The sequence below is a fragment of the Pantoea sp. BJFS-204 genome, from assembly GCF_049310725.1.
In the GTDB taxonomy this organism is placed as follows: Bacteria; Pseudomonadota; Gammaproteobacteria; order Enterobacterales; family Enterobacteriaceae; genus Pantoea; species Pantoea agglomerans.
In genome coordinates this window covers 49,037-72,775 of sequence record NZ_JBMOWE010000012.1, presented here as the reverse complement: position 1 = coordinate 72,775, position 23,739 = coordinate 49,037, and the positions used below count along the sequence as shown (strand labels likewise).

Annotated in this window: 25 protein-coding genes; 9 read left to right on the top strand and 16 right to left on the bottom strand. The window is 56.6% G+C overall.

Annotated features, from left to right (window positions below; translation table 11 throughout):
• Nucleotides 1-99: 99 nt before the first annotated feature.
• Complete coding sequence (locus ACO6VX_RS22015) at nt 100-396, bottom strand: I78 family peptidase inhibitor (protein WP_010255242.1); 297 nt, start codon at nt 394-396, stop codon at nt 100-102.
• Nucleotides 397-668: 272 nt separating this feature from the next.
• A complete protein-coding gene (locus ACO6VX_RS22010) occupies nt 669-3,272 on the bottom strand; it encodes a bifunctional diguanylate cyclase/phosphodiesterase (protein WP_422458305.1) in 2,604 nt (867 codons plus the stop codon).
• Between the two features lie 213 nt (nt 3,273-3,485).
• On the opposite strand from ACO6VX_RS22010, the gene ACO6VX_RS22005 reads away from it, so the two are divergent.
• The 3 genes from ACO6VX_RS22005 to ACO6VX_RS21995 all read left to right on the top strand — a co-directional run bounded on the left by ACO6VX_RS22005 (nt 3,486) and on the right by ACO6VX_RS21995 (nt 4,809).
• Nucleotides 3,486-4,136 (top strand): CPBP family intramembrane glutamic endopeptidase, encoded by a 651-nt coding sequence (locus ACO6VX_RS22005; RefSeq protein ID WP_010255238.1) that lies wholly within the window; start codon nt 3,486-3,488, stop codon nt 4,134-4,136.
• 172 nt (nt 4,137-4,308) lie between these two features.
• The gene (locus tag ACO6VX_RS22000; RefSeq protein ID WP_003850083.1) at nt 4,309-4,479 is read left to right on the top strand and encodes a hypothetical protein; all 171 of its coding nucleotides are present in this window, start codon (nt 4,309-4,311) and stop codon (nt 4,477-4,479) included.
• 99 nt (nt 4,480-4,578) lie between these two features.
• Complete coding sequence (locus ACO6VX_RS21995) at nt 4,579-4,809, top strand: hypothetical protein (protein WP_031292783.1); 231 nt, start codon at nt 4,579-4,581, stop codon at nt 4,807-4,809.
• 115 nt (nt 4,810-4,924) lie between these two features.
• Here ACO6VX_RS21995 and yniD read toward each other — a convergent pair whose 3' ends face one another.
• From yniD to ACO6VX_RS21965, 6 genes are all read right to left on the bottom strand, one after another.
• Nucleotides 4,925-5,032, bottom strand: coding sequence for a small membrane protein YniD (gene yniD, locus ACO6VX_RS21990; protein WP_022625163.1), 108 nt, complete (start codon nt 5,030-5,032; stop codon nt 4,925-4,927).
• Nucleotides 5,033-5,153: 121 nt separating this feature from the next.
• Nucleotides 5,154-5,582 carry an OsmC family protein gene (locus ACO6VX_RS21985; protein WP_022625164.1) on the bottom strand — a complete coding sequence of 143 codons (429 nt, stop codon included), beginning with the start codon at nt 5,580-5,582 and terminating at the stop codon, nt 5,154-5,156.
• Nucleotides 5,583-5,640: 58 nt separating this feature from the next.
• A complete protein-coding gene (lldD, locus tag ACO6VX_RS21980; RefSeq protein WP_022625165.1) occupies nt 5,641-6,828 on the bottom strand; it encodes an FMN-dependent L-lactate dehydrogenase LldD in 1,188 nt (395 codons plus the stop codon).
• A complete protein-coding gene (gene lldR / locus ACO6VX_RS21975; RefSeq protein ID WP_010255231.1) occupies nt 6,828-7,601 on the bottom strand; it encodes a transcriptional regulator LldR in 774 nt (257 codons plus the stop codon). The genes lldD and lldR overlap by 1 nt, the downstream gene beginning before the upstream one ends.
• Nucleotides 7,598-9,253, bottom strand: coding sequence for an L-lactate permease (lldP, locus tag ACO6VX_RS21970; protein ID WP_010255230.1), 1,656 nt, complete (start codon nt 9,251-9,253; stop codon nt 7,598-7,600). Before lldP ends, lldR begins: the two co-directional genes overlap by 4 nt.
• Before the next feature lie 205 nt (nt 9,254-9,458).
• Nucleotides 9,459-10,628 (bottom strand): cyanate transporter, encoded by a 1,170-nt coding sequence (locus ACO6VX_RS21965; protein ID WP_422458304.1) that lies wholly within the window; start codon nt 10,626-10,628, stop codon nt 9,459-9,461.
• Between the two features lie 87 nt (nt 10,629-10,715).
• Between ACO6VX_RS21965 and ACO6VX_RS21960 the strand changes: the two genes are divergently transcribed.
• From ACO6VX_RS21960 to dbpA, 3 genes are all read left to right on the top strand, one after another.
• Nucleotides 10,716-11,576 (top strand): LysR family transcriptional regulator, encoded by an 861-nt coding sequence (locus tag ACO6VX_RS21960; protein ID WP_010255227.1) that lies wholly within the window; start codon nt 10,716-10,718, stop codon nt 11,574-11,576.
• 90 nt (nt 11,577-11,666) lie between these two features.
• Nucleotides 11,667-13,055, top strand: a complete 1,389-nt coding sequence (locus ACO6VX_RS21955; RefSeq protein WP_422458303.1) for an amidohydrolase — start codon at nt 11,667-11,669, stop codon at nt 13,053-13,055.
• A gap of 987 nt (nt 13,056-14,042) precedes the next feature.
• Entirely contained in the window at nt 14,043-15,425 is a 1,383-nt protein-coding gene (gene dbpA, locus ACO6VX_RS21950) for an ATP-dependent RNA helicase DbpA (protein WP_010255222.1), read from the top strand.
• Nucleotides 15,426-15,460: 35 nt separating this feature from the next.
• Here the strand turns inward: dbpA and ACO6VX_RS21945 are convergent, their stop codons facing one another.
• A complete protein-coding gene (locus ACO6VX_RS21945) occupies nt 15,461-15,853 on the bottom strand; it encodes a YgiW/YdeI family stress tolerance OB fold protein (RefSeq protein ID WP_010255219.1) in 393 nt (130 codons plus the stop codon).
• A 167-nt stretch (nt 15,854-16,020) separates the two neighbouring features.
• Here ACO6VX_RS21945 and ACO6VX_RS21940 point away from each other — a divergent pair, with 167 nt between their 5' ends.
• The 3 genes from ACO6VX_RS21940 to ACO6VX_RS21930 all read left to right on the top strand — a co-directional run bounded on the left by ACO6VX_RS21940 (nt 16,021) and on the right by ACO6VX_RS21930 (nt 19,090).
• Nucleotides 16,021-16,983 (top strand): chemotaxis protein, encoded by a 963-nt coding sequence (locus ACO6VX_RS21940; RefSeq protein WP_010255217.1) that lies wholly within the window; start codon nt 16,021-16,023, stop codon nt 16,981-16,983.
• Nucleotides 16,984-17,063: 80 nt separating this feature from the next.
• Complete coding sequence (locus tag ACO6VX_RS21935; protein ID WP_022625169.1) at nt 17,064-17,213, top strand: hypothetical protein; 150 nt, start codon at nt 17,064-17,066, stop codon at nt 17,211-17,213.
• 299 nt (nt 17,214-17,512) lie between these two features.
• Complete coding sequence (locus ACO6VX_RS21930) at nt 17,513-19,090, top strand: methyl-accepting chemotaxis protein (protein WP_010255214.1); 1,578 nt, start codon at nt 17,513-17,515, stop codon at nt 19,088-19,090.
• A 311-nt stretch (nt 19,091-19,401) separates the two neighbouring features.
• Here the strand turns inward: ACO6VX_RS21930 and ACO6VX_RS21925 are convergent, their stop codons facing one another.
• The 7 genes from ACO6VX_RS21925 to ACO6VX_RS21895 form a co-directional block, all read right to left on the bottom strand.
• Entirely contained in the window at nt 19,402-19,572 is a 171-nt protein-coding gene (locus tag ACO6VX_RS21925; protein ID WP_085978710.1) for a cold-shock protein, read from the bottom strand.
• 3 nt (nt 19,573-19,575) lie between these two features.
• A complete protein-coding gene (cspE, locus tag ACO6VX_RS21920) occupies nt 19,576-19,788 on the bottom strand; it encodes a transcription antiterminator/RNA stability regulator CspE (protein WP_003854408.1) in 213 nt (70 codons plus the stop codon).
• A 381-nt stretch (nt 19,789-20,169) separates the two neighbouring features.
• Nucleotides 20,170-21,924, bottom strand: a complete 1,755-nt coding sequence (locus tag ACO6VX_RS21915) for a glycosyl hydrolase family 28-related protein (RefSeq protein WP_422458302.1) — start codon at nt 21,922-21,924, stop codon at nt 20,170-20,172.
• A 203-nt stretch (nt 21,925-22,127) separates the two neighbouring features.
• Entirely contained in the window at nt 22,128-22,421 is a 294-nt protein-coding gene (locus ACO6VX_RS21910) for a hypothetical protein (RefSeq protein WP_010255207.1), read from the bottom strand.
• Nucleotides 22,418-22,765 carry a hypothetical protein gene (locus ACO6VX_RS21905; protein ID WP_010255205.1) on the bottom strand — a complete coding sequence of 116 codons (348 nt, stop codon included), beginning with the start codon at nt 22,763-22,765 and terminating at the stop codon, nt 22,418-22,420. The genes ACO6VX_RS21910 and ACO6VX_RS21905 overlap by 4 nt, the downstream gene beginning before the upstream one ends.
• Nucleotides 22,762-23,229 carry a glycoside hydrolase family protein gene (locus tag ACO6VX_RS21900; protein WP_346532744.1) on the bottom strand — a complete coding sequence of 156 codons (468 nt, stop codon included), beginning with the start codon at nt 23,227-23,229 and terminating at the stop codon, nt 22,762-22,764. The genes ACO6VX_RS21905 and ACO6VX_RS21900 overlap by 4 nt, the downstream gene beginning before the upstream one ends.
• 204 nt (nt 23,230-23,433) lie before the next feature.
• The gene (locus ACO6VX_RS21895; protein ID WP_071778625.1) at nt 23,434-23,712 is read right to left on the bottom strand and encodes a hypothetical protein; all 279 of its coding nucleotides are present in this window, start codon (nt 23,710-23,712) and stop codon (nt 23,434-23,436) included.
• Nucleotides 23,713-23,739 lie beyond the last annotated feature (27 nt).

Here is a 23,739-nt window from a genome sequence, read left to right as displayed (position 1 = left end):
ATAAACAAGACGAGCACTATCTATTGTGTGACGAGGAAGTTTCTTAAACGCGCTGCTATCCTCGCCTGCCGTTATGACAAACCTATGACATCTTTGCCGTTAACCACAATAAACTGAGCTGATATTGCCATTTTTGTCAGCCAGGAAGTTCAGCCGGTTAAGGTTGAAGTCCATGGTGACGGCAGAATTATAGGGAATGGCGCGGACCTTCTGTTCGAAGTGCTGACCCTGCAGCGCGGTTAACGGTTTACCGACATAATTCTGAAACTGAGAGGCACCACAGCGGTCAGCTTCGGGATCCTGCGCCACACTGGCGGTATCGGGCTTAGAGGCAGATTGACAGGCGGTTAATGCAAACAGCCCCACTACCAGCAGCCCTTTTCCATAAAATTTCACGTTTATTCTCCTGTTGGACGTGTAAAACCCTGCCCCAAGAATAGCAAAGCGCACCTGCTGACCTGAACCCCTAAAAAGTAAAGTTGTTACAGCAGCATTAAACGGGTCGCGGCACCGATCATTTTTTAAGATTAATCGCACTCATTGCCTAAAAAAAGCACAGCGGACCACTACAATATTAAGAATAGTCTTAGCCCTGTGGAGGTCATGATGGAACTGATTATTTTTGTCGTCTGCGCAATGCTGATGACCGCCGTGGCGGTTAAAGTCCGTTAAACGGGTTCAGCCTGGTTCTGCGCGGTTCTTTCCAGAAGCGTACTGAATGCAGCCAGCGGCATCGGTCGACCGAGGAAGTAGCCTTGCCCCTCTTCGCACGAGAGCTGTTTTAGCTGGTTCAGTTGCGCTTCTGTCTCAATCCCCTCAGCCGTAATTGTCAGGGCAAAGGCGCGTGCCAGCGCAATAATCCCCGCGACCACCGATTGTGCCTGCTGCGACTCCGGGAAATCTTTCATCCAGGAGCGATCGATCTTCAGCCCATTAAACGGGAAGGTCTTCAGGTAGCCCAGGGCCGCATAGCCGGTGCCGAAATCATCAACGGTTAACCTTACCCCGAGTGACCGTAAACCCTGCATCATCTCCAGCGCATGCTGCGGATGTTCAAAGGTCACGTTCTCCGTGATCTCCAGCTCCAGCCGCGTAGCCGGCAGGCCACTTTTCGCCAGCACATCCGCAACCCGCTGCACTAAATCGCTGGTGCGGAACTCCATGGGCGAAATATTAACCGAAACATAGCGATCGCCCCCCCATCCCAGCGCATCCTCACACGCGCGCATCAACACCCAGTCGCTGATGGTGGCGATGAGACCGCTCTCTTCCGCCAGCGGAATAAAGTGATCGGGGGTAATCCACTCATCCGGCGCAATCTGCCAGCGAATCAGCGCCTCAGCACCTGCCAGCTGACCCGTCAGCAGTTGATAGCGGGGCTGGTAGTGCAGGCGAAATTCATTGTTCTTCAGCGCTTTCTCAATCCGCCGCGCCATTTCACGCTTATCCTCACGCTGACTGGCCATCTCATTGGCATACCAGACCCACTGATTGCGTCCCGCTTCGCGCGCTTCATTCAGCGCGATATCAGCCATTTGCAGCAGCGCTTCCGGATGGCTGGCATCCTGCGGTACACAGGCAATCCCCATGCTGACGGTGAGATAGTGGACATGCTGGCCGGTGCTGATGGGCTGCTGAACCTCGTGCACCAGCTGTGCGCAACGCTGATCGACCCGCTCACGGTTCGTTTCACGCAATACCAGCACAAACTCATCGCCACTCAGCCGCGCCACCAGCTCCTGCGGGCCGATACAGCGCTTCAGACGCTGCGCTATCTGGCTCAGCACTTCATCGCCCGCCGCATGGCCCCAGGTTTCATTAATCGGCCTGAACTGATCGAGATCGAGGGTAATCAGCGTCAGCGGCGCAGCGCCATCAGGCAGCTCAAGGTGTAGCGTCAGAAACTCCTGCAGCTGTACGCGGTTCGACAGGCCGGTTAAGACGTCATGACGCGACAAAAAATGAATGCGCGCCTCGGCTTCCATGCTCTGAGTGATGTCCGACACCGTGCCGCGAAACCCGATACGTCGCGCATCATGCCAGATTGTTTTCGCGACCAGCTGGCCGATACGGCGGTTGCCGTGCGCCGACATAAACTGACAGCGCAGTGGCATCCGTTGCCCCTCCTCCTCCTGACGCTGCAGCCAGGCGACCAGCGAATGGCTGGGATGCGTCAGCAGGTGATCGATGTGACGGCCCAGCCAGTGTGTAATATCGTGGCCGGTCACGGTTTGAAAGCGCGCTGACAGGTAGATCAGGCGGCCCTCTCCATCCGTTTCCCAGATCCAGTCTGACGCCGCCTCAGCGAGATCGCGAAACCGCGCTTCACTGTTGGCCAGCTCCTGCTGACTGATCGCCAGCAGGGCAAAGCGCCGGTCAGAAAGAATCGCATTAGAGAGCGCATGGCGGCTGACGCGATGGGTGATTATGCCAATGATGATCGCCATGAGCATCAGTAGTGGTAACAGAAACCAGACCAGGCCCATGCCAGGCATCTTTGGCGTCCAGCGCAGCACAATCAGATCGCCACCGGGTAACGGTTGCACCATCCGCGGTTCACGCAGGGCATCCCCTGCACTGACGGGCAGGCGCAGTTCGCGCACATCCAGCGTGGCGCCCAGCGCCTGTAATTTGGCAGGGGTGAAAAGATTCACAAACACCATGACTGACGCTGGCCCCGCCATCGGCGGCATATTCGTCAGTTTGCCGCTGCCGATGGGGGCGGCAACCACAATGGCGGGCAGATGATTAATCAGCGCATCACGGGTTATCGCCGCGTCGTTGCGCTGACGTGCCGCCGCAATCAGCGCTGGAGCCTCTTTTCCCAGCCAGGCTTCCAGCGGCGTATCCACCAGCTGCCCATTAATGACGCTGTACGTGGTGTGACCGTTGCCGTCGACCACGAACACCCCCTCATAGTGATACTCTTCGTAGAGGCCCGGACCAAAGTTCTCTTCGTCATAAGCCCAGACTTTGTTGACCCTGACATGGAGATTGCGCCAGGCTTCGCCCCAGAACGCATAGTCCCGGATATCCGTGACCATCGCCTCCTGACGATTTTTCCACGCCTGCTGAATCAGCAACTGGTCATGCTCAACCGATACGCTGTTTTGCCGCTGCGCAATCGTCAGCACCATCAGCATCGAGAGCACCAGCACGCCAAACAGCAGCAGCGAAAGCGTGCGCAGGCTGCGCCGCGTAAAGCGGACAGTGCGGTCTTCAGCGGCATGACTGAATGGAGGCGAGGGTGGCGCCGGAGGGTTAGAAGTCATTAAGAGTGCTCACTACACAGTCAGAGTTTGAGATGACGGGCCTGCAATACAACATGCAGTGCTGACCAGATTAGTTTCCTCAGTTATCGGCTCACGCGCGCGGGTGTTTAGTCTGCGGTTAACATTTTGCGCTTAAATATTGTGTTACAGGCTGACTCGACAGCGATCTGGTGCATTGCTACTATGCGCTAACCTTCGCTGGCAGAGTCGCCTATGAATACCAATTCCGACAGAGTGACACTGACGCTGTTCTACGTCGGCAGCTTTGTGGTCTATTACCTGGTTACCATGCTGATCACGCTGTTCCCTAATTACAGCGTGCTGCGTAATGACGGCCTGCTGGTGCCGGTGCTCTGCCTGTTTGAATTTGCTGTTATCTATCCGCTTTACCGCTTTTACTGCCAGCGCCGTACAGACCTGCCGCTGGGTGAACTCTGCACGCTGCAAACTCTGCTGTTTACTGGCGCGCTATTTGTTCTGATGGCCGCACAGATGCAGTTCATGCAGCCGGAAGGATGGCTGGTGATGCAGGCCCAACAGGGACGCAATTCGCTGCTGATCCTGCTGCTCACCGCCGTGCTGCTGGCGCCGGTGTTTGAAGAGGTGCTGTTCCGCGGTTTTCTGTTGCAGGGCTTTCTGCTGTGGGCGCCACGGAGCCGCTTTGCCTGTATGCTGCTGACCTCACTGCTGTTTGCGGTGATGCATACGCAGTATGTGCACTGGCAGACCCTTATCGCCCTGACGCTGTTTTCGCTACTGCTCTGTTACGCCCGGCTGCGGAGTAACAGTCTGGCGCTGCCCATCTTCCTGCACACGCTGAATAACCTGATTGCGCTGCTGCCCGCCTGGTATTTCGCAGGCTAGCGCCAGGCCCGCCCCTTCTGACACACCTTACAGGCCGCCGCATCACCCCCTGGCTGGCGGACCATAGCTCACACTGACAATGCCGCCCCGGCACGTTTGTCTATACTGGATGTTAAAAAGGGATAAAAAGCACCACAGTCCGGACCACCAGACCGTGTAAAGGAGAGGATCTATGTTGATAGGATTTGTGTTGTTAGTGAGCGCATGCGGCTACGATGCCTGCGAGGCGCTGCCGGTATCAGAGCGCATCTATCCGACGAAGGTCGACTGTGAAACGATGGCGAACCGCATTCATAAAGTCAGACCGAATGTGGTACTGCTGTGCGGTGAAGTACATCGCTAATTCAGGGCCAGGTTCAATAAAGCAGGGCTGTAACGTTGCAAGCTGACGCTTTAGCGTACAAAATATAAGCTGTTGTTAACCATTATCGTTGTGAATCCCATGAAAACATCACGCCCCCGTCGTCCTGGTGGACGCTGGGTTTACTATCTTTTGTATGATGGCATTCTGTGGCCCTGCCCCGTCCGTTGGGAGTGGGAGAGCAGCTATGGCGGCTGGCTGCCATTTTACTACACGCCAACCTTTGAGTTTGTGGTGGGCGATCCGCGCAAGGCTTATCGCATTGCGCGCAGCGATGTGCGGTCTAAAAGGCGCGAGGATGCCTTTGTCTGAGCGCGTTTATCGCCACGGCAGCCATGAGGCAGTAAGCAGATAGTGAACCGCTTCCAGCACAATAATCACCATTAATAATATGCCCAGCGTGTGGCGGCCAATCCCCTTCATCTGTTCAGGCCCAGATCATGGCAGCCCAGCGAATCAGCAGCAGCGCGCCACAGATGCACAACAGAACCAGCACCATCTTCCAGTACTTTTTGGCTGCCCGGTATCTCGTCACCTCAGTTTCCTCTGGTCAGAAAGCGAAGATGCGCCAGAAGGCGCATCTGTTCCGGTCAGCAACAGGACCGGTGAGGCATAGCATAACGCCCGGGCCGCCAAAAGGCGACCCGTTACCGGCATCAGTTGTTCAGGGTGTAATCCAGCGTAATTTCCGCGTTCAGTACCTGAGAAACCGGGCAGCCCGCTTTGGCTTTATTGATGATCTCGTCGAAGGTCGACTCATCAATGCCTGGCAGAGAGATGGTGCTGGTCAGTGCCACTTTGGTGATGGCAAAGCCATCGCCTTTTTTGTCCAGCGACACGTCGGCCGTGGTATCAATGCTTTCCGGTGGATGACCTGCGTTGCCCAGCATCAGCGACAGCGCCATAGAGAAACAGGCTGCATGCGCTGCACCAATCAGTTCTTCCGGGTTGGTGCCTTTGCCGCCTTCAAAACGGGTGTTAAAGCCATAAGGCTGCTGGCTCAGCACGCCGCTCTCGGTGCTGACGGTGCCTTTGCCTTTGATATCGCCTTCCCAATGCGCCGAACCTTTCTTATGAATAGTCATGTCGTTCCTCCTGTTGGTAAAGAAGCTAAGTATAGACAATACATTCATTTTCGCAGGCTCAACTCACCGCGCGGGGACGTGGCGGTGTGCTCTGCGGTGCCAGTAACGCTTCCGCCTGCACCAGCGAATCGCGGGTAATTTCACCGATCGACTTCGCGCCGGTGAGGGTCATGGCAACGCGCATCTCTTTTTCAATCAGCGTCAGCAGGTTTTCTACGCCGCGCTGACCGTGGGTTGCCAGCGCATAGATAAATGCCCGTCCCAGCAGCACGCTGTCTGCCCCCAGCGCAATCATCCGCACCACATCCAGCCCGTTGCGAATGCCACTGTCCGCCAGAATGGCGATGTCACCTTTTACCGCATCGGCAATGGCCGGTAGCGCACGCGCCGAGGAGAGCACGCCATCCAGCTGGCGTCCGCCGTGATTAGAGACCACGATGCCATCGGCGCCAAAGCGCACCGCATCACGCGCATCTTCCGGATCGAGAATGCCCTTGATCACCATCGGTCCATCCCAGAACTCGCGGATCCACTCCAGATCGCGCCACGAGATAGAGGGATCGAAATTATTAGCCAGCCAGCCGATGTAATCTTCCAGCCCGGTAGGCTTGCCCAGATACGTGGAGATATTCCCCAGATCGTGAGGGCGCCCCTGCAGACCCACATCCAGCGCCCACTGTGGATGGGTGACCGCCTGCCAGTAACGACGCAGCGCCGCGTGATTACCGCTCATCCCGGAGTGCGCATCGCGATAGCGCGCGCCCGGCGTGGGCATATCCACGGTAAACACCAGCGTAGAGCAACCGGCGGCTTTGGCGCGCTCCAGCGCATTGCGCATAAAGCCGCGGTCACGCAGCACATAGAGCTGGAACCACATGGGACGCTTAATCTGCGGGGCCACCTCTTCAATCGGGCAGACCGAGACGGTCGACAGGGTAAACGGAATGCCTTTCAGGTCTGCCGCGCGCGCCGCCTGTACTTCACCCCGGCGGGCATACATGCCGCACAGGCCGACCGGTGCCAGCGCAACCGGCATCGACAGGGTTTCATTGAACAGTTTGGTTTCAAGACTCAGTTCCGACATGTTTTTCAGAATGCGCTGGCGCAGCGCCACATCCGAGAGATCCTCTACGTTGCGACGCAGGGTGTGCTCGGCATAGGCACCGCCATCAAGATAGTGAAACAGGAACGGCGGCAGGATACGTTGCGCGGCCGCGCGATAGTCACTGGCAGCGGAGATAATCATCAGTCAGATTCCTTTGGGTTGCGTGTGTCGTTATCCGGTAAGCGGGTGATGCGCGCCTGACGCGCTTCATCTTCATGCAGGCTTTTCATGGTGGTGTGCACAAATCCCAGATGCTGCATCGCCGCCTGGCGCGCAGCGTCGGCATCGCCCGTGAGGATCGCATCGAGCAGCGCCTGATGCTGTTCAGTCAGGCGGGCGAAAATCGCGGGCTGGGTATACATGCGCTGACGGCTCTGCATCACCGACGATTGCAGCAGCTCAAAAAAACCACGCATGGTCTGCAGCAGCACCACGTTGTGCGACGCCTCGGCAATCGCCAGATGGAAGCGCACATCAGCCTGGGCGGCGAGATCGGGATCGTCACTCTCTTTCAGCTTCAGGGTGGCGTCGAAAGCGTACTGCAGCTTCTCTTTGTCGGCGTCGGTGGCGCGCAGTGCGGCGTGCCAGGCGGTGCTGGCCTCGATGGCATGGCGCGCTTCCAGAATGTCGTAGCGGTAGTCGGGATCGTCGCGCAGTAGCTGGCGAATCGGCTCGACGATGCGCTGTTCCGACCAGGGCGCCAGCTGCTGACGGATCCAGGTGCCGCCGCCGCGTCGGCTAATCAGCATGCCGTTGCTGATCAACTGTTGTATGGCTTCACGCAGCGAGGAGCGCGAGACGCCAAGCTCCGCAGAGAGCTGCCGCTCGGCGGGCAGGCGCATGCCCGGCTCGAGCTGATGTTCGGTGATATAGGCCCGCAGGCGCGTCACCAGCGGATCGGCATTGCTGCTCATGGGATCATCCAGGGGAAGACGTAGGCCTGAAGTGTGGTTATCACACCGACCATACAGGTGAAAATCAGGCTGTGTTTAACGGTAAACCGGAACAGGTCGGACTCTTTACCCACCAGCCCGACCGCCGCACAGGCGATAGCGATCGACTGCGGCGAGATCATCTTACCGGTCACGCCACCGGTGGTGTTGGCCGCCACCAGCAGAATATCGGAGACGCCAATCTGCTGCGCGGTCGTGGCCTGTAAAGCAGCAAACAGCGCATTCGATGAGGTGTCTGATCCGGTCAGGAAGACGCCCAGCCAGCCCAGGAACGGTGAGAAGAAGGTAAAAGCGTGGCCGGTGTGAGCCAGCGCCAGTGCCAGCGTCGCAGACAGCCCGGAGTAATTCGAGATAAAGGCAAAGGCCAGTACCATCCCGATAGAGTAGATCGGCAGCGCCAGCTCTTTCAGCGTTTCACCAAAAGTCTGCAATGCCGCCTTTGGCTTCATGCGCAGGAAAATCATCGCCATGATCGCCGCAATTAAAATGGCGGTGCCGGTGGCGGACACCAGATCCAGCTTAAAGATGGCCGGATAAGGGGTTGCAGTACCGACCACGGGCGGCATCCGCGCCACCAGCTCATTCAGCATCGGCACCGGCATAGCCAGCACCCACTCATAGAGCGCACCGCCTTTGGCGAACAGCGCTTTAAACGGCGGGATACTCCAGAGCGTGACGGTGGCGGTGAGAAACAGGAACGGCATCCAGGCGCGGATCACCTGCCCCAGCCGATACTTCTGCGGTGGCAGCAACGGATCGCCCTGTTTCGCCTCTGCATCCGCAAAGCGGAAGATGCGAACCGGCTTCCAGACCCGCAGGAACAGCGTCAGCGAAATCAGCGAGGCGAGCGACGAGATAATATCGGGCAGCTCCGGCCCCAGGAAGTTGGAGCTGAGGAACTGGGCAATGGCAAACGATCCCCCTGCCACGACCACCGCCGGCCAGGTCTCTTTCACCCCGCGCCAGCCATCCATGATCGCCATAATCCAGAACAGCACAATCAGGGTCAGCAGCGGCAGCTGGCGTCCGGCCATCTGGCCGATGGCAAAACTATCCAGCCCGGTCACCTGCCCCGCCACAATAATCGGGATGCCCATCGCACCAAAGGCCACCGGCGCGGTGTTCACAATCAGGCAGAGCCCGGCAGCGTAGAGCGGATTAAAGCCGAGTCCCACCAGCAGCGCGGCGGTAATCGCCACCGGCGCACCAAAGCCCGCAGCCCCTTCCAGAAACGCTCCGAACGAAAAGCCGACAATCAGCATCTGCAGACGCTGATCGGGAGTAATCGACAGGATAGAGGCGCGGATAATGTCGAACTGGCCGGTTTTGACCGAAATTTTGTAGACGAACACCGCGGCGACAATAATCCAGGCAATCGGCCACAAGCCATAGAGAAAGCCATACACCACGGCGGCCAGCGCCTGTGCAACCGGCATCTGATAGAGAAACAGCGCCACCAGCAGCGCCAGCACCACGGTGGTGGTGGCCGCCAGGTAGCCTTTCATCTTCAGCTTAATCAGCGCAAAGAAGAAAAAGAGAATCGGGATCAGTGCGATCAGGCTTGAAAGCCAGATATTACCCAGCGGATCGTAGTTTTGTTGCCAGATCTGCATGCCAGTATCTCCAGATGAAAAGGTGACGTGGCACGCAGCCGCAGCGCTGGTGCCATCTGCCCCGGATTGGTCAGACCAAACCGCTCTGTCGGGGCTTATAGCAACAGATAGTTAACGCATTGTTAACCTGTGGCAACAGAAGATGCGCGAATTTTCCCGGAGTGTGAACCAGAGAAAAATATTGCCGGGATTGGTCGGACCAAAATCAGCGATTCACCTCAGGAAAGGCGTGCTGATAGCTGCGCGGATGGAAACGCAGATTAAGCACGATTAACAGCAGCGTGACCGCCGCCTGCAATAACCAGACGCTGGTGAAGTGACCGGTGAGCGCATGCAACTGCCCCGCGATAAACGGCATGCTGCCTGCGATAATAAAGCCGACGCCCTGCATAAAAGCCACCAGCCGCGCGCGAGCCTGCGGCTGCTCCAGATGATCCAGCGCCAGCACCAGCGCCAGCGGAAATGCCCCGCCCAGCCCGAAGCCCGCAATCCCCGCCCAGAGCCACGGTGCCAGTTGTGGCGCAAACAGGAAACCGAGCATGCCGCTGAACTGCATCGCCAGTGTCAGCAGCAGCAGCGGACGGCGATCGCGGCCCCGCGCCAGCAAGGGCAGCAGCAGCGCACCTGTGACCTGACAGCCGATCATCATGCCAAGCAGTGACCCGCCCGCCTGCGCGCTCCAGCCGAGTTGATGATAAAAATCGGGCAGCCAGGCGACACAGATGGCATATCCGCCGTTCACCAGACCGAAGCTCAACGCCAGCGTCCAGGCGCGGGTTTTCCGCCACAGCGAAGGCAGAGCGGCGGCCTCTGTCCGGGTTGCACGTGGGGTGGTGATAAACAGCCAGAGCAGGATGGCCAGCACCACCGGCAGCGCCCAGCTGCTCAGCGCGCCCTGCCAGCCAAGCTGCCCATTCAGCCACGGCGAGATCGCCGCGCCAATCCCACCGCCGCCCATCAGCGCCGCTGCCCACAGTCCGGTCACGCCGGCACTGCGGCTGCCAAATCGCTGACGGATCAATCCCGGCATCGCCATCTGCACGATGCCAATGCCCGCCCCTCCCGGCACAGTACTCAGCACCAGCCAGCCTCCCTCAGCCACATACAGCCGACTCACCAGCGCCAGCAACAGCAGCACCAGGCCACCCAGCAGCAGTTTACGTACCGCAAAGCGCTGCATCAGCGGGGCGCTGACTAACGCAATGGCACCCATCATCATCATCGGCACCGCAGGCAACAGCGAGGCCGCCAGCGGCGACAGACCGATGCTCTGCCTCAGCTCGCCGAGTAACGGACTGACCGAGGTCATCAGCGGTCGCATATTGAGCCCGGCCATCACCAGCGCCGCCAGCAGCAGGTTGTTCTCTCTCTTCATCTGAGATCCACACAGTTAAAAGTTGCCAGCCTGGCAGCAGTCGTTACTATCTGGAAATGAAATATTACTCTGCCAGGTAGTGGAAATATGAATCGTCAGCCGATGTTTACTCCGCAACAACTGCTCAGCTTTGTCGCGGTGTGCGAAACCGCCAGCTTTACCCGCGCCGCTGACCGGGTGCACCTGTCGCAGTCCACCGTCAGCCAGCAGGTGCGACGGCTGGAGGAGATGGTCGGCAAAGAGCTGCTGAACCGCTCCTCGCATCAGGTGCAGATAACCGAAGAGGGCGAGAAACTTTTAGGCTACGCCCGGCGGATTATCGCCCTGAATGGGGAAGCGCACGATGTGCTGAGTGACCAGTGGCGCGACGGCGTGCTGCGTCTTGGCGTGCCGGAAGATTTCGCCGCGCCCACGGCCGGTCTGCTGGCGCACTTCAGTCGCGACCATCCGCAACTTCGGCTGGACGTGATGAGCGGCATGCAGGTGGAGCTGCGTCGCGCCTGGCAGCGTGAAGAGCTCGATATCATGCTGATTAAACAGCCCGCTGGCGAGCGTCCGCTGGCGTCGCGTCCTGAACCCCTGCTGTGGCTCGATAGCGCAGAGTGGCCCTGCTTTGAGCAGACGCCGGTACCGCTGGTGCTGTTTCCCCAGCAGGGGCTCTATCGCGATGAAGTGTGTCAGACGCTCGACGCACTGGGCCGTAGCTGGCGCATTAGTTACAGCAGCGCCAGCCTGGTCGCGCTGGCCGCCGCCAGTGCGCAGGGTCTGGGGCTGACGTTACTGCCCGCCAGCTGCCGCCTGCCGCAACATCGGGTACTGGGCCCGGAACAGGGTCTGCCGGTGATTGATACCTTCGAACTGGCGCTGTTCTGTCGTCATCCGCAGGATCCGCTGCAGCGCGAGCTGGCGGAATCCCTGGCAACCTTCAGCCAGCTGCGCTGGCAGTGAGATATCGAATAGTCGTCAGTGGAAAATAACGCAGCAGGGTGGAGCGTCGTTTGTCAGATTAAGACCTTGTTCACTTTGCAGGAGCCTCTGATGCCTATTTCCTCTTCGCCGAGCCGTCGTGATTTCCTTGTGCAGGGCGTCCGCTGGACCGCCGCAGGCGGCTTGCTGGCCGCCGGTCTCGGCCAGGCCAGTGCCGCCACGCCATCACCTTTGTCCTCCATCAATCCCGACCAGCCCGCCGCCCTGCCCCGGCAGGATCACTATCTGCTGCGCAATGTGCGGCTGGAGGAGGGCTTTATCCGTGAGGATGATGAGATCGTTGCGACCCGCACCGGGCGTTACGACATCAGCGTGCGCGACGGTAAAATTGACCAGCTGACACCCGCCGGTCAGGGTGACAGCACCCTGCCGTCGTGGGATGCACAGGATGCCCTGCTGCTGCCCGCCACCCAGGATATGCATATCCACCTTGATAAAACCTTCTACGGCGGCCCGTGGCAGGCTCCGCGTCCCCGTCAGGGCAAAACCATCATGGACATGATTGCGCGTGAACAGGTGCTGATTCCGCAACTGCTACCGCACTCTCAGGCGCGCGCCGAAGGGTTGATCGCCCTGCTGCACGCCAAAGGCACCACCCGCGCCCGCAGCCATTGCAATATCGATCCGGTCAGCGGCCTGCAAAGTCTGGAGCATCTGCAGGCGGCATTAGCCCGTCACCCCGCCTTTCCCTGCGAGATTGTGGCCTTTCCCCAACATGGCCTGCTGCACTCGCAGGTCGATGGGCTGATGCGCGAGGCGATGCAGCACGGCGTTGAGTATGTCGGCGGCCTGGACCCCACCAATGTCGATGGTGCCATGGAGAAGTCACTGGATGCGATGTTCCAGATTGCGCTCGACTATCAGCGCGGCGTGGATATACATCTGCATGAAACCTCACCCGCTGGCGTGGCGGCGATTCAGTACATGATTGACACCGTGGCAAAGAATCCGGCGCTGAAGGGCAAAGTGACGCTGAGCCACGGTTTTGCGCTGGCGACCCTGACCGGCAGTACGCTGGATAAGATGATCGCAGGGCTGGCGGAGCAGCAGTTCAGCGTCGCCTCTACGCTGCCGATCGGCAAGCTGACCATGCCGATTCCGCAATTACAGGCAGCGGGCGTGAAGGTGATGACCGGCACCGACAGCGTTATCGATCACTGGTCACCGTTTGGCACCGGCAGCATGCTGGAAAAAGCGAATCTCTATGCGCAGCTCTATCGGGGATCGGATGAGTTCTCGCTGTCGCGGGCGCTGGCGATCGCCACAGACGATCGGCTGCCGCTGACAGCCCAGGGTGACCGCCAGTGGCCAGTACCGGGCGATGAAGCGAGCATGATGCTGGTAGCGGCGAGCTGTTCCGCCGAAGCCGTGGCACGGATTTCGCCGGTCGTCGCGACCTTCTCGCGCGGTAAACCGGTGTTTGCGCTGGCCCCGGCCTGAAACAGCAGGGCTGCGGACAAAAACGCCGGGAGCGTTTTTGAACAACGCAACGCGTTGGCCCGGCTACGGGCGCACCTCAGGGATGAGGTGCGTACTAAAAACGCCGGGAGCGTTTTTGAACAACGCAAAGCGTTGGCCCGGCTACGGGCGCACCTCAGGGATGAGGTGCGTAATCGACCATGCTGAGCCTTCTCAGCAAATTCGAAGAGATCGAGCTGGCTCCGGCCCGGTTACAGACGACCACCTTACCTAAAGCGCCGGGAGCCAGTACCTGCCCCACAACGCAAACCCACTCCCCCAAAAACAACAGAGCCTCCACAAGGGAGGCTCTGCATTTACCTGAGCGGAGTGCGGGTTACGCGCTTTTGGCCCATTTATCATTCGACATTAGTTCCATTGCCAGCGCGTATAAGCGACGATCTTCCTGATCACAGGGCTCATCTTCCGCATAACACGCAATCATCGAAGCGATCTTATCAGCCGATAAGCTCTCTCCATGAACATGCAGTGTCAGTACGGCGCGGCCTACTATTTTAAGCACATTTTCATGTGGTCCCTGGATGCGATTACTCAATGCAAATACCCTCTACCGGTCGTTGTACCAGGAATATGGCGCGCTAAATATAAAGCAATTAGCTCAGGATTTTTATCGGCACCAGTGGTGATATTTTTTAATGATTAATTCTATTACTGGAGTAGTAGTTAAGGATTTATCTGATTAACGATGGAATAAATATTTAAAAACGGCCACTTATCAAATAATCACTGGCCTCAAAAGATCCTCATTCTGGAACAATCACATTGAGTCGGGGTTAATCTATAAAAATAAACCACCTTTTTCCCGTAAACTTCAGTCTATTCCTAAGCCCTCTGACAGATATAGTTTCATACTGCTAACCATCGAGGTTCCCGTTGCTGTCAGGCGTGCTTTCTGCCAGACTTGCCCCGCAATAATGCCCTACACTTTCAGCCTCAGAGGCCGCGCCCGTGACCGCTTTTTCTACCCTCAATTCGCTTCCCGACAGCCAGCTCGAAAACCTGCGCGAGATGGGCTACACCAGCATGACGCCCGTGCAGGCCGCCACGCTGCCCGCCATTCTGCAGGGACGCGACGTGCGCGCGCAGGCGAAAACCGGCAGCGGTAAAACGGCTGCCTTTGGTATTGGTTTACTGCACCATATCGACAGCGCCCGCTTTCAGACCCAGGCACTCATTCTCTGTCCGACCCGTGAACTGGCGGATCAGGTAGGCAATGTGCTGCGCCAGCTGGCGCGCTTCACCCGCAACATCAAAGTTCTCACTCTGTGTGGAGGACAGCCGATGAGCGCACAGCGTGATTCGCTGGTGCATCCGCCCCATATCGTGGTCGGCACGCCGGGTCGTATCCTCGACCACATTAACCGCGAAAACCTCAAGCTGGACCAGCTCAGCACGCTGGTACTGGATGAAGCCGATCGGATGCTGGAGATGGGTTTCCTGAATGATATGGAAACGATCATTGAAGCGACGCCCGCTTCGCGCCAGACGCTGCTCTTTTCCGCCACCTGGCCAGACGGCATTACGGCCATCAGCACCCGCTTTCAGCGTGATGCGCTGAGCGTGGTGACAGAAGATGTCAGCGAACTGCCTTCAATCGATCAGCAGTTTTTCGAAGCCAGCCACAATGAAAAACTGGGTCTGCTGATAGCCCTGCTCAGCGATCGTCAGCCCTCATCCTGTGTGGTCTTCTGCAACACCAAACGTGAATGTGATGATGTCGCCGCGGCGCTTAACGCGCGTGATATCAGCGCCCTGCCCTTGCATGGCGATCTGGAGCAGCGCGATCGCGAACGCGTGCTGATCCGCTTCGCTAACGGCAGTGGTCGCGTGCTGGTCGCCACCGACGTCGCTGCACGCGGACTCGACATCAAATCGCTGGCGATGGTGGTTAACTATCAGCTCGCCTGGGACCCTGAAATTCACCTGCACCGTATTGGTCGTACGGCGCGTGCGGGCGAACATGGCGTTGCGGTCAGCCTGGTTGCTGCCGATGAGATGGCTCGCGCGCATGCGCTGGAAGATTTCCTGCAGCAGAAGCTGCCGTGGGTCTCTGCCAGCACGCTGAAAAAGGGCAGCAGCAAGCCGCTGCCTGCAGCTATGATGACTTTGTGCATTGATGGTGGCCGTAAAGCCAAGATTCGTCCGGGAGATATTCTGGGCGCGCTGACGGGTGAAGCGGGTTATCGTGCCGAGCAGATCGGCAAAATTGTCCTGACGCCGACCCACGCCTACGTGGCGATTGAGGCGAATCAGGCCAAAAATGCGCTGGTTAAACTCAAGCAGGGCAAAATCAAAGGCAAAACCTGCCGGGCGATTCTGCTGAAGGACTAAATAAAACGGGCGAGAAGATTATCTCGCCCGGTTTGTTACGGCTCTTCGATCTGGGTCACATGCAGCGTGGTTTTATCCCCTTTGCCCTGTACCTTGCCACTGACGCGTACTTTGTCTTCTGCGGTGTAGGTTTTACCATCAAAGGTCTTCTTCGGCGCGATAATCGGTAAGGTGCCGGTGTTGTCACGGAACTGATACCGTTCGCCCTGCTCTTTCTTCACGATGTAACCTTCCAGCGTCACATATCCGCCCTGACGGAAATCGCGGATCTGATCAATATGCGTCTGACCGGTATCTTCTGAACCTTTATAGCCGGCATCCTGCTTGTGTTGCGGTGGTGGCGTATCGCCCGCTTTGTATCCGCCCTCTTCGGCCGAAACACCCGCACTCATCATCACCAGCAACGACGCCAAAATCACTTTTTTCATTTCACACTCCTTTATTGGAAAGGTGTCCATGTTGAACCTTCAGGGTTAATCCTGGCACATTAATTGGCGTCCGTTTTATTTCACCCTTCTCTTCTCACCTTTTTCCGTTTGCTGCCGATAACCTGTTCACACCCTATTTCACCAGCTGCGTTAATGCAGAGGCAACCATGGATAATTTTCAGAAAGAGATCGATGAGAGAGCGAACCTCGCGTTATCGAACAAGTTTGAGCTGCTGCTGTTTCGCTTAGGTTCCGATCAGCTGAAAGGCAAGTCTGAACTGTTTGGCATTAACGTCTTCAAGCTGCGTGAAATTGTGCCGATGCCAACTATCACCAAAGCCGCAGGCATGCGTTCGCCGCTGCTGGGTATGGCAAGTATTCGTGGCCAGTTCATTCCGGTCATCGACCTGCCTGCCGTGGCGGGTTGTGTGCCGGAAACCGGTCTTAACCTGCTGCTGGTTACCGAGTATGCCCGTAACACCCAGGCGTTTGCCGTGGAGTCAGTTGAGAACATTGTGCGTCTCGACTGGAGCCAGGTGCATACCGCCGAAGCCGGTATCGGCGGCCGCAACATTACCAGCATCGCCTGCCTGGACAGTGACAAGCAGAGCAACGAGCTGGCGATGGTGCTGGACGTTGAGCAAATCCTGTATGACATCATCCCATCGGTGCGCGGCGTCGAACCGGAAGCGGCCAGACCGCGTGCCTTCAACTACCGCCCAGGTGCGGTGGCGATTGTGGCAGAAGATTCCAAAGTCGCGCGTCAGCTGCTGGAGCAGGGTCTGAAGAGTATGGGCATTCCGGCGCTGATGTTTAACACCGGTCTGGATGCCTGGGAAAAAATTAAATTGATGAGCCAGGAAGCGCAGGCTGCCGGCGAATCGATTCACGACAAAATCGCCCTGGTGCTGACCGATCTGGAAATGCCAGAGATGGATGGTTTTACGCTGACCCGCAACATCAAGCGTGACCCGATCCTCAAGGCTCTGCCGGTCGTCATTCACTCCTCACTCTCTGGCAGCGCCAACGAAGATCACGTGCGCAAAGTGGGTGCCGATGGCTATGTGGCAAAGTTTGAGTTGAATGAGCTGTCAGACGTGATTTTCAACGTTCTCGACACTGCCCGCTAAGCGAATGCGGGCCGCTAAGAATGCCCGGCACGCTTTTACTTTTTAGCCAGCAGAATGGCTGACCTGATCAGGAACCGACTATGCACATTGAAACTTTACCCGTTACGCCTGCACCTGCTACGCCTTCCCGTCAAAAGGTGCTGCGTGGCCGTTTACGCCAGCTGGCCTGGATTAGCGCCGTCACATTAAGCGTCGCGTTCTGGACAGGCCTCTACTTCTTAGTTTTCTGAATCCATTCATCCTTGTCTGGATCGGGCTGTCAGCATCACTGCTGACAGCCCTTTTTTTTGTCTGAATTTCCTCTGGTTATTACTTAACCGTTTCTGATGATTTTTACTGACTATTTATTCACCCGACGTTATTACTTAAAAATTATTAAAGGTACAACTTCGTGCTCCGATAACAGTATGCGCGAGATTACCTTTTTGCCTGAGGCTGTGACCACAGACATCAGCAAGGCACTGCGCACAACAGCAGGAAACCTGAGTGTTGCTAACAAATTGATTAATAATAAAACGGGGAAGAGAACATGTTCAGTATCAAGAATATGAAGGTGGGAATGCGGCTCGCAGCAGCCTTCGGTATTATTGTGACGTTACTGATAGTGATTGGCGTGACATCCATAACCAGGATTAACAGCATTAATACGGCGATCGCCTCGATCGTTGACGATCGTTATGTGAAAGTACGACTGGCATTTGATGTGCGCGATGGCGTCAACGATCAGATCAAATACCTGCGCGGCATGGTGATCGACACGACACGTCCGGAAATGAATGTGAAGCGTTATGGTCAGCTGGATGAAGCCACGCAACGCACCAACAGCGCAATGAAAAGGATCGAAGATATTCAGGTCACGCCGGTCGGCAAGAAAAAGATCGCCGGTCTGCTGGCCTCTTCCCAGGCATTTGAGAAAGTTAAAGCAGAGCTGATCACCCTGGTGAAAGCGGGCGATTTTGAGGCTGCCAGCACCTATGTCCTGAAATCGATGACCGCCACTCAGAACAAATTCCTTCAGGATGCCGTGGATTTTGCCAACTCTCAGGACGCACAGCTGCGCAGTGAAGGTCAGGGTATTGTGGAAAATGGTCAGTCGGCTATCTCCATTACGCTGATTTTCTCCGCGCTGGCGATTCTGGCGTCTATTCTGCTGGGCTACTTCCTGACCCGTTCTATTGTGCGTCCGCTGGTTGCAGCGGTTGACGTTGCTGAACGCGTTGCCGCAGGCGATCTGAGTTCACAGATGCAGGTGACCTCACGCGATGAAACCGGCGTCCTGATGCAGGCGCTGCAACGGATGAACGATAATCTGCTGTCGATTGTGACCGAAGTGCGTACCGGCTCCGACACTATTGCGGTGGCCTCTAATCAGATCTCCAGCGGGAACCTTGATCTTTCGACCCGAACCGAACAGCAGGCCAGTTCGCTGGAAGAGACCGCCTCTGCCATGGAGCAGATGACGTCGACCGTGAAACACAATGCCGACAACGCGCGTGAAGCCAATCACCTGGTTTCAACCACTTCCAGCGTGGCGCGTGAAGGTGGCGTGGTAATGGAGCAGGTCATTGAGAAGATGGAAGCGATCGCCCTCTCCTCACGAAAAATTGTCGATATCATCAGCGTTATCGACTCCATCGCCTTCCAGACCAATATTCTCTCCCTCAACGCCGCGGTTGAAGCGGCACGCGCGGGTGAACAGGGTCGTGGCTTTGCGGTGGTGGCGAGTGAGGTGCGTAATCTGGCGCAGCGCTCAGCCTCAGCGGCCAAAGAGATTAAGGTACTGATTGAAGATTCCGTCGCTAAAGTCGATGAAGGTAGCAAGCTGGTAACACACGCCGGTTCAACTATCGGCGAAGTGGTGAACAGCGTGCAGAGCGTGGCAAACATCATGAGCGAAATCACCATTGCCAGCAGCGAGCAGAGCAGCGGCATCAATGAAATCAATCAGGCGATTACCCAGATGGAAGCGGTGACGCAGCAGAACGCCGCGCTGGTACAGGAAGCGTCAGCCGCCTCACAAGCGCTGCAGGATCAGGCAGAGCGTATGGCACAGGCGATGAGCGTGTTTAATACCGGCAAGCTCTCACTGCAACCCGTACTGCGTTAATCCCTCTCAACGGCCTGCTTCGGCGGGCCAGTTTAAGAATGGTGACGATAAGGGCGGATAGGTTACAGGCAACAGAGCGGTTAGCGGTTAGCGGTTAGCGGTTAGCGGTTAGCGGTTAGCGGTTAGCGGTTAGCGGTTAGCGGTTAGCGGTAAAAGTTAAACAGGGAAAGTGAAAGTAAACAGGAAGGTAAAGAGGCAAAGGTTTGAGGTTTGAGGTTTAAGAAGGAGGAAACGCACAAACAAAAAAGGCTGCCAGAGGCAGCCTTTTATTACTGTAAATGCAACAACGCTATAAAGCTCACTAGCCTTAATCAGAGGGCGCGAAGCTGGCTCTGAATTGCAATCCTTGCCAGGTTCACCTGAACCACGACAGATTTGCAGAAAATGCATTTCGCTCCATGCGGGTTGGCTCTTGTAACATCAAAATGTGATGTACGAAACTGTGAGCCACTACAGTGAGGACATTTAAAAGTAATTTTCAGTCCTTAGAGACCAACAACGTTCGCAGCAGCTGGGCCTTTGGCGCCATTTTCTACTGTGAATTCAACTTGCTGACCTTCATCTAATGAACGGAAATCGGTGCCCTGGATTGCAGAGAAATGTACGAATACATCTTTGCTGCCGTCTGCAGGAGAAATGAAACCGAAGCCTTTCTCTGCGTTAAACCATTTAACGGTACCGCGAATTTTGTTAGACATGCTTAAATCCTTAATATATCGAGCCTTCCGGCATACATAATGGCCTGAGAACAGATTTTAATCAGAACGTAAGAGAAGACTCAAAAAGAAGGGATGTCTCGCGACAAACTTAGAGATGAGAACTGCTTTGGTTACTTACTTTGATAGTGTCTGTTAATCAAACCGACGATTCATTAGGCCACACTTCTTAAAGTGACGCAAGCCGTAATTCAAATTAATCGCAATCAGTCCGTTGACGAGGATGAAGGCGAAAGGCTGTGTCAGGGAGACTGTCTGGCTTCACAGTGCAGCGGTGACTTTTCTGGCGACGTAAAAAGAAGCGGAGATAATGTCAGATCAAAAAAGGGCGAGGCCGGAGCCTCGCCCAAAACACGCCGATCATCAATCGTAGTAAGGAACCTTACGGTCAACGCCGTTGATATTGATCAGCACAAAACCGGTCGGAGCGGTCTTATTGGTCGGCGTACCCGCAGCAGTAGCCAGCGTAACCACCCCTTTTTCGTTGGCCCCGATGCCAGCCAGCCCGTTGTGCATGCCAAAACGTGCAGCGGGTTTCAGGTTGCTGATTTTGGTGATGTCCGTAACCACCGACATATCAGCCTGGAACAGCGAGCAGGAACCGGTATCGAAGCGGGTCGGACCGGTCGTCTTCAGGTTGAACATGGTCTCGCCGCTGTTCGCTCTCAGCTTGACCCAGATTACGGCATAGGTGGTCCCTACCCGGCCATAACGAATGTCCAGTACGGAAGGCTGACCCATATGGTAAGCATCGGCCCAGACCGTCTCCAGTCGCTGGAGGTTGATCAGGGTTTTACCGGTGCCCACCACATTAACCGGCGAACCGGCGGTGCCGGAGGGCGTGGTCGCATCCGCTTTCCCGATCAGCTCCATTACCCATTGCTGGTTAGGCGCCGGGAAATAGAGCTGCCCCAGCCGATACCAGTTGTCGGTATCGGTGTTGTTCACCACTTTATAGCCGCTGTAGTAGCCGGCACGCAGCGAACCGGTCATGAACGTGCCGTAGTTCTCATCCCGACGATAGCCATATTCGAAGGTCGATAACCACTTACTTCCGGCCAGATCATTGGTGATTTTCGCCCCCGCCTGCAGGTTGATATGACGCATCACCACGCGGGCATTATTGAGATTGAGCGGCGTGCCGCAATCTTCAATGTTGAGCGTTTCGATGTTCCAGCCGCCGTCCGACAGATCTCCTGGGTTAGTCGTGTGCTCAATCCAGACGTTGCGCATCACTCCCTGTGTGACGCGCGGCATATAGAGCGTCGCGTCGCCATAGCCTGACTGGAAGTTGGCATTACACAGCTCAATGGCGGTTGAGTGGTCCCAGTTTCCCTTCGGTGTGTTTGACCAGCCGACATCAAACACCCGTGAAAAGGTATTAGAGCTGTAAATCTGATCGAACTTACTGTCGAGCGTATCCTGCAGCTTAAAGACGGTTCCCCCGGTACTTTGCGCCTTGAAGCAGAAGATATTGACGATCTGGCCTCCGACAATGGTATTTTCAAAGAACGGCTGCGTGTTACTGCACTGTTCAGGCGTGACGGTGACTTTGGCCGCGGTGTCGACAGTCCCGGCGTTAGCCTGTCCGTGCCAGCAGATACCTTTAATGACGATTCGACGCGCATTTACCTTAAACACGGTATTCGCGCTTTTGTCAGAAATGATGGTGGTGCGCGGTGCCGATCCGAGCTCCATATCATCGCCTGCCAGACCAAAAAACGACAACTCCGTATCGCTGATATCGATAGGTGAAATCAGGAAGCGGCCCCCCGGAAAACGCACCGGAATGGCTTTCGCGTAGGCGTTGTAAGACTGTGTCCATTCCAGCATCCGCTTAAAGGCTTCAGTGTCATCGGTCACGCCATCCCCTTTCGCGCCAAAGTGCAGAATGTTCACTTCGGCGGGATCGTTGATGGTGCGCTTCCAGTAGAAACCGTTACCCACCGCCACCGTACCGCCATCATCTTTCAGCGGAGTGGTGCTGAGGAAACCGACAAAGTCTGCGCCGCCACGGAAGCTGGAGTCCTTATCGTAATAGCGTTTAAGGCTCGCGACTTCACCTGATTTTGGTGGAACAGTGGTACGCAGTTCAGCAAAAGAGTTAACTTCGATCATAGAATCCTCCTCAGGATCATAGAGATATCGCGCTGAAATCAGCGCACTACTTAGCCGCAGCCGGATGGCCGCAAAGGGAGTCCCACATGTCGTTGTGGGTGTTGATGGCGCGCACCGTACGAACGTCCATTTTTTGCGCGTCATCGCCGTAGGTATAAAGAGGGGAAAAAAGTACGCAGGCAGAGTCGGTGATCGCCACCGGCTCAGGGTTTGTGGTATTTCGACTGCTGCAGCTTGTCGCGAGCAGCAGCGTCATCAAGGCTATGGTTGTCAGTCGCCACACGGTTAGCCTCCTCGCGGTTATGTTGTTGCTGTTGCGCTACCGCGGTGACGCGGGACGCCTCCTGTTGCGCGTTATCGACGTCAGAACGCGCTTTTTGCTGCACTTTGCCGATTTTCTTGCCGCCGAAATAACTGGCGCCCAGCGCCGCGATGACCGCAGCCAGCGCGGCGATCCAGTGCCAGCTGCCGCCCAGTAAGGTGGTAATCAGAGTCATGGCTTCGCTCCTTCAGACTGCTCCTTCGCATTGAGCAGGTTTTTCTGACGAACAAATTGTGCAATCACCCCCATCGCCACCATGAAGGCGCCCACCAGCCCGAGGTAGTTGTGCGGCAGAATCGCTTTAACGTCTTCGGGCAGTGCGCTCCAGGCATCAACGGCGGCCGAAGGAAACGACTGCGCCCAGGCGCTGAGCATGGAACCCAGCGACGCAAGCCAGACAGACCAGGTTTTGAAAAGCAGACGGGCATGAGAGACAAACTGGAGGGTGGTAAAGCGCTGCAGCAGCAGCAGAATGATGATTGCCGTCAGCACGGCGGTGAGAAACATGAGCCATCTCATAGCAACCCCCTGTAAACCGCATAGGTTCCGCTGCGCATCATCTCCGCGTGACGTCTGGCGCGGCCCGGCGTCTGACGGGCCCAGAGGCTGTTCATCATCGCGTCAGCCGCATCATTAAACTGTTCAGCCACGATCGCGCTGAGCATGTTTTTGAACTGCAGGACGCCCTCGACGCCCAGCTGATAAGCCATGCTCAGCAGCACGTCGGTGCGGGCGTCGTTGCACTTCGCCAGCGCATTACGCAGCAGCTCCCTGCCCTGCATCTCCTGAACTTTGTTTTCAAGAATGCACTGCTTCCAGACATCACCGACGCGCCGTGGCACGCGGAAAGCGTAATTACTCAGAGACGCCCCCTTGGGTCCAATGCGAATGCCGCCGGCCACCGTGGGAAAGCCCAGCGTGTCGAGATAGGGCGTGTCGACATACCCCTCTTCAAAATTCAGTACTGCGATTATCTGGCTCATAACGACTCCTCAATGACGGGTTAAAGCAACTCAGCCTTGTGAAAAGAAATACATAACGCTCGCTGATCATTACTCAGCACGGCGCAGCAGAAGGCCTTACTGACCCTGCAGCAAAACTGAACAGTAATTCAGCAAATTGCGCCCAGTGAGAACTGGAGAAAGCGAAGAGTTAGCCGGAACGGAAAAATGCGTTTTCTGCGCGTTTCAGCTCACGGCGTAGAGATGAACGTGCGGAAGACAGCAATTGTCGAAACTGGGTGTTTCCTGACTGGTGACGCGGGGTGCAGTAATTGCGCGGTCAACGCGCGGGGCGACCTGACGCTGGCAGATTTGCTCTGCACGTCTCAGGGGGGGTGTTTCAGTTGGGAAGTTCAGGGCCTCGTCGATGCTCTGTGTCAGGCTGCTGAGAGGTTGGCGCCGCCGGTGGCGACGAGTACGTGCGTTGCCTATAAAAACGCTTTTGCCATAGTGAATTATCGCCATAACTCCTCCTGTGAATGAGTCTTTGGC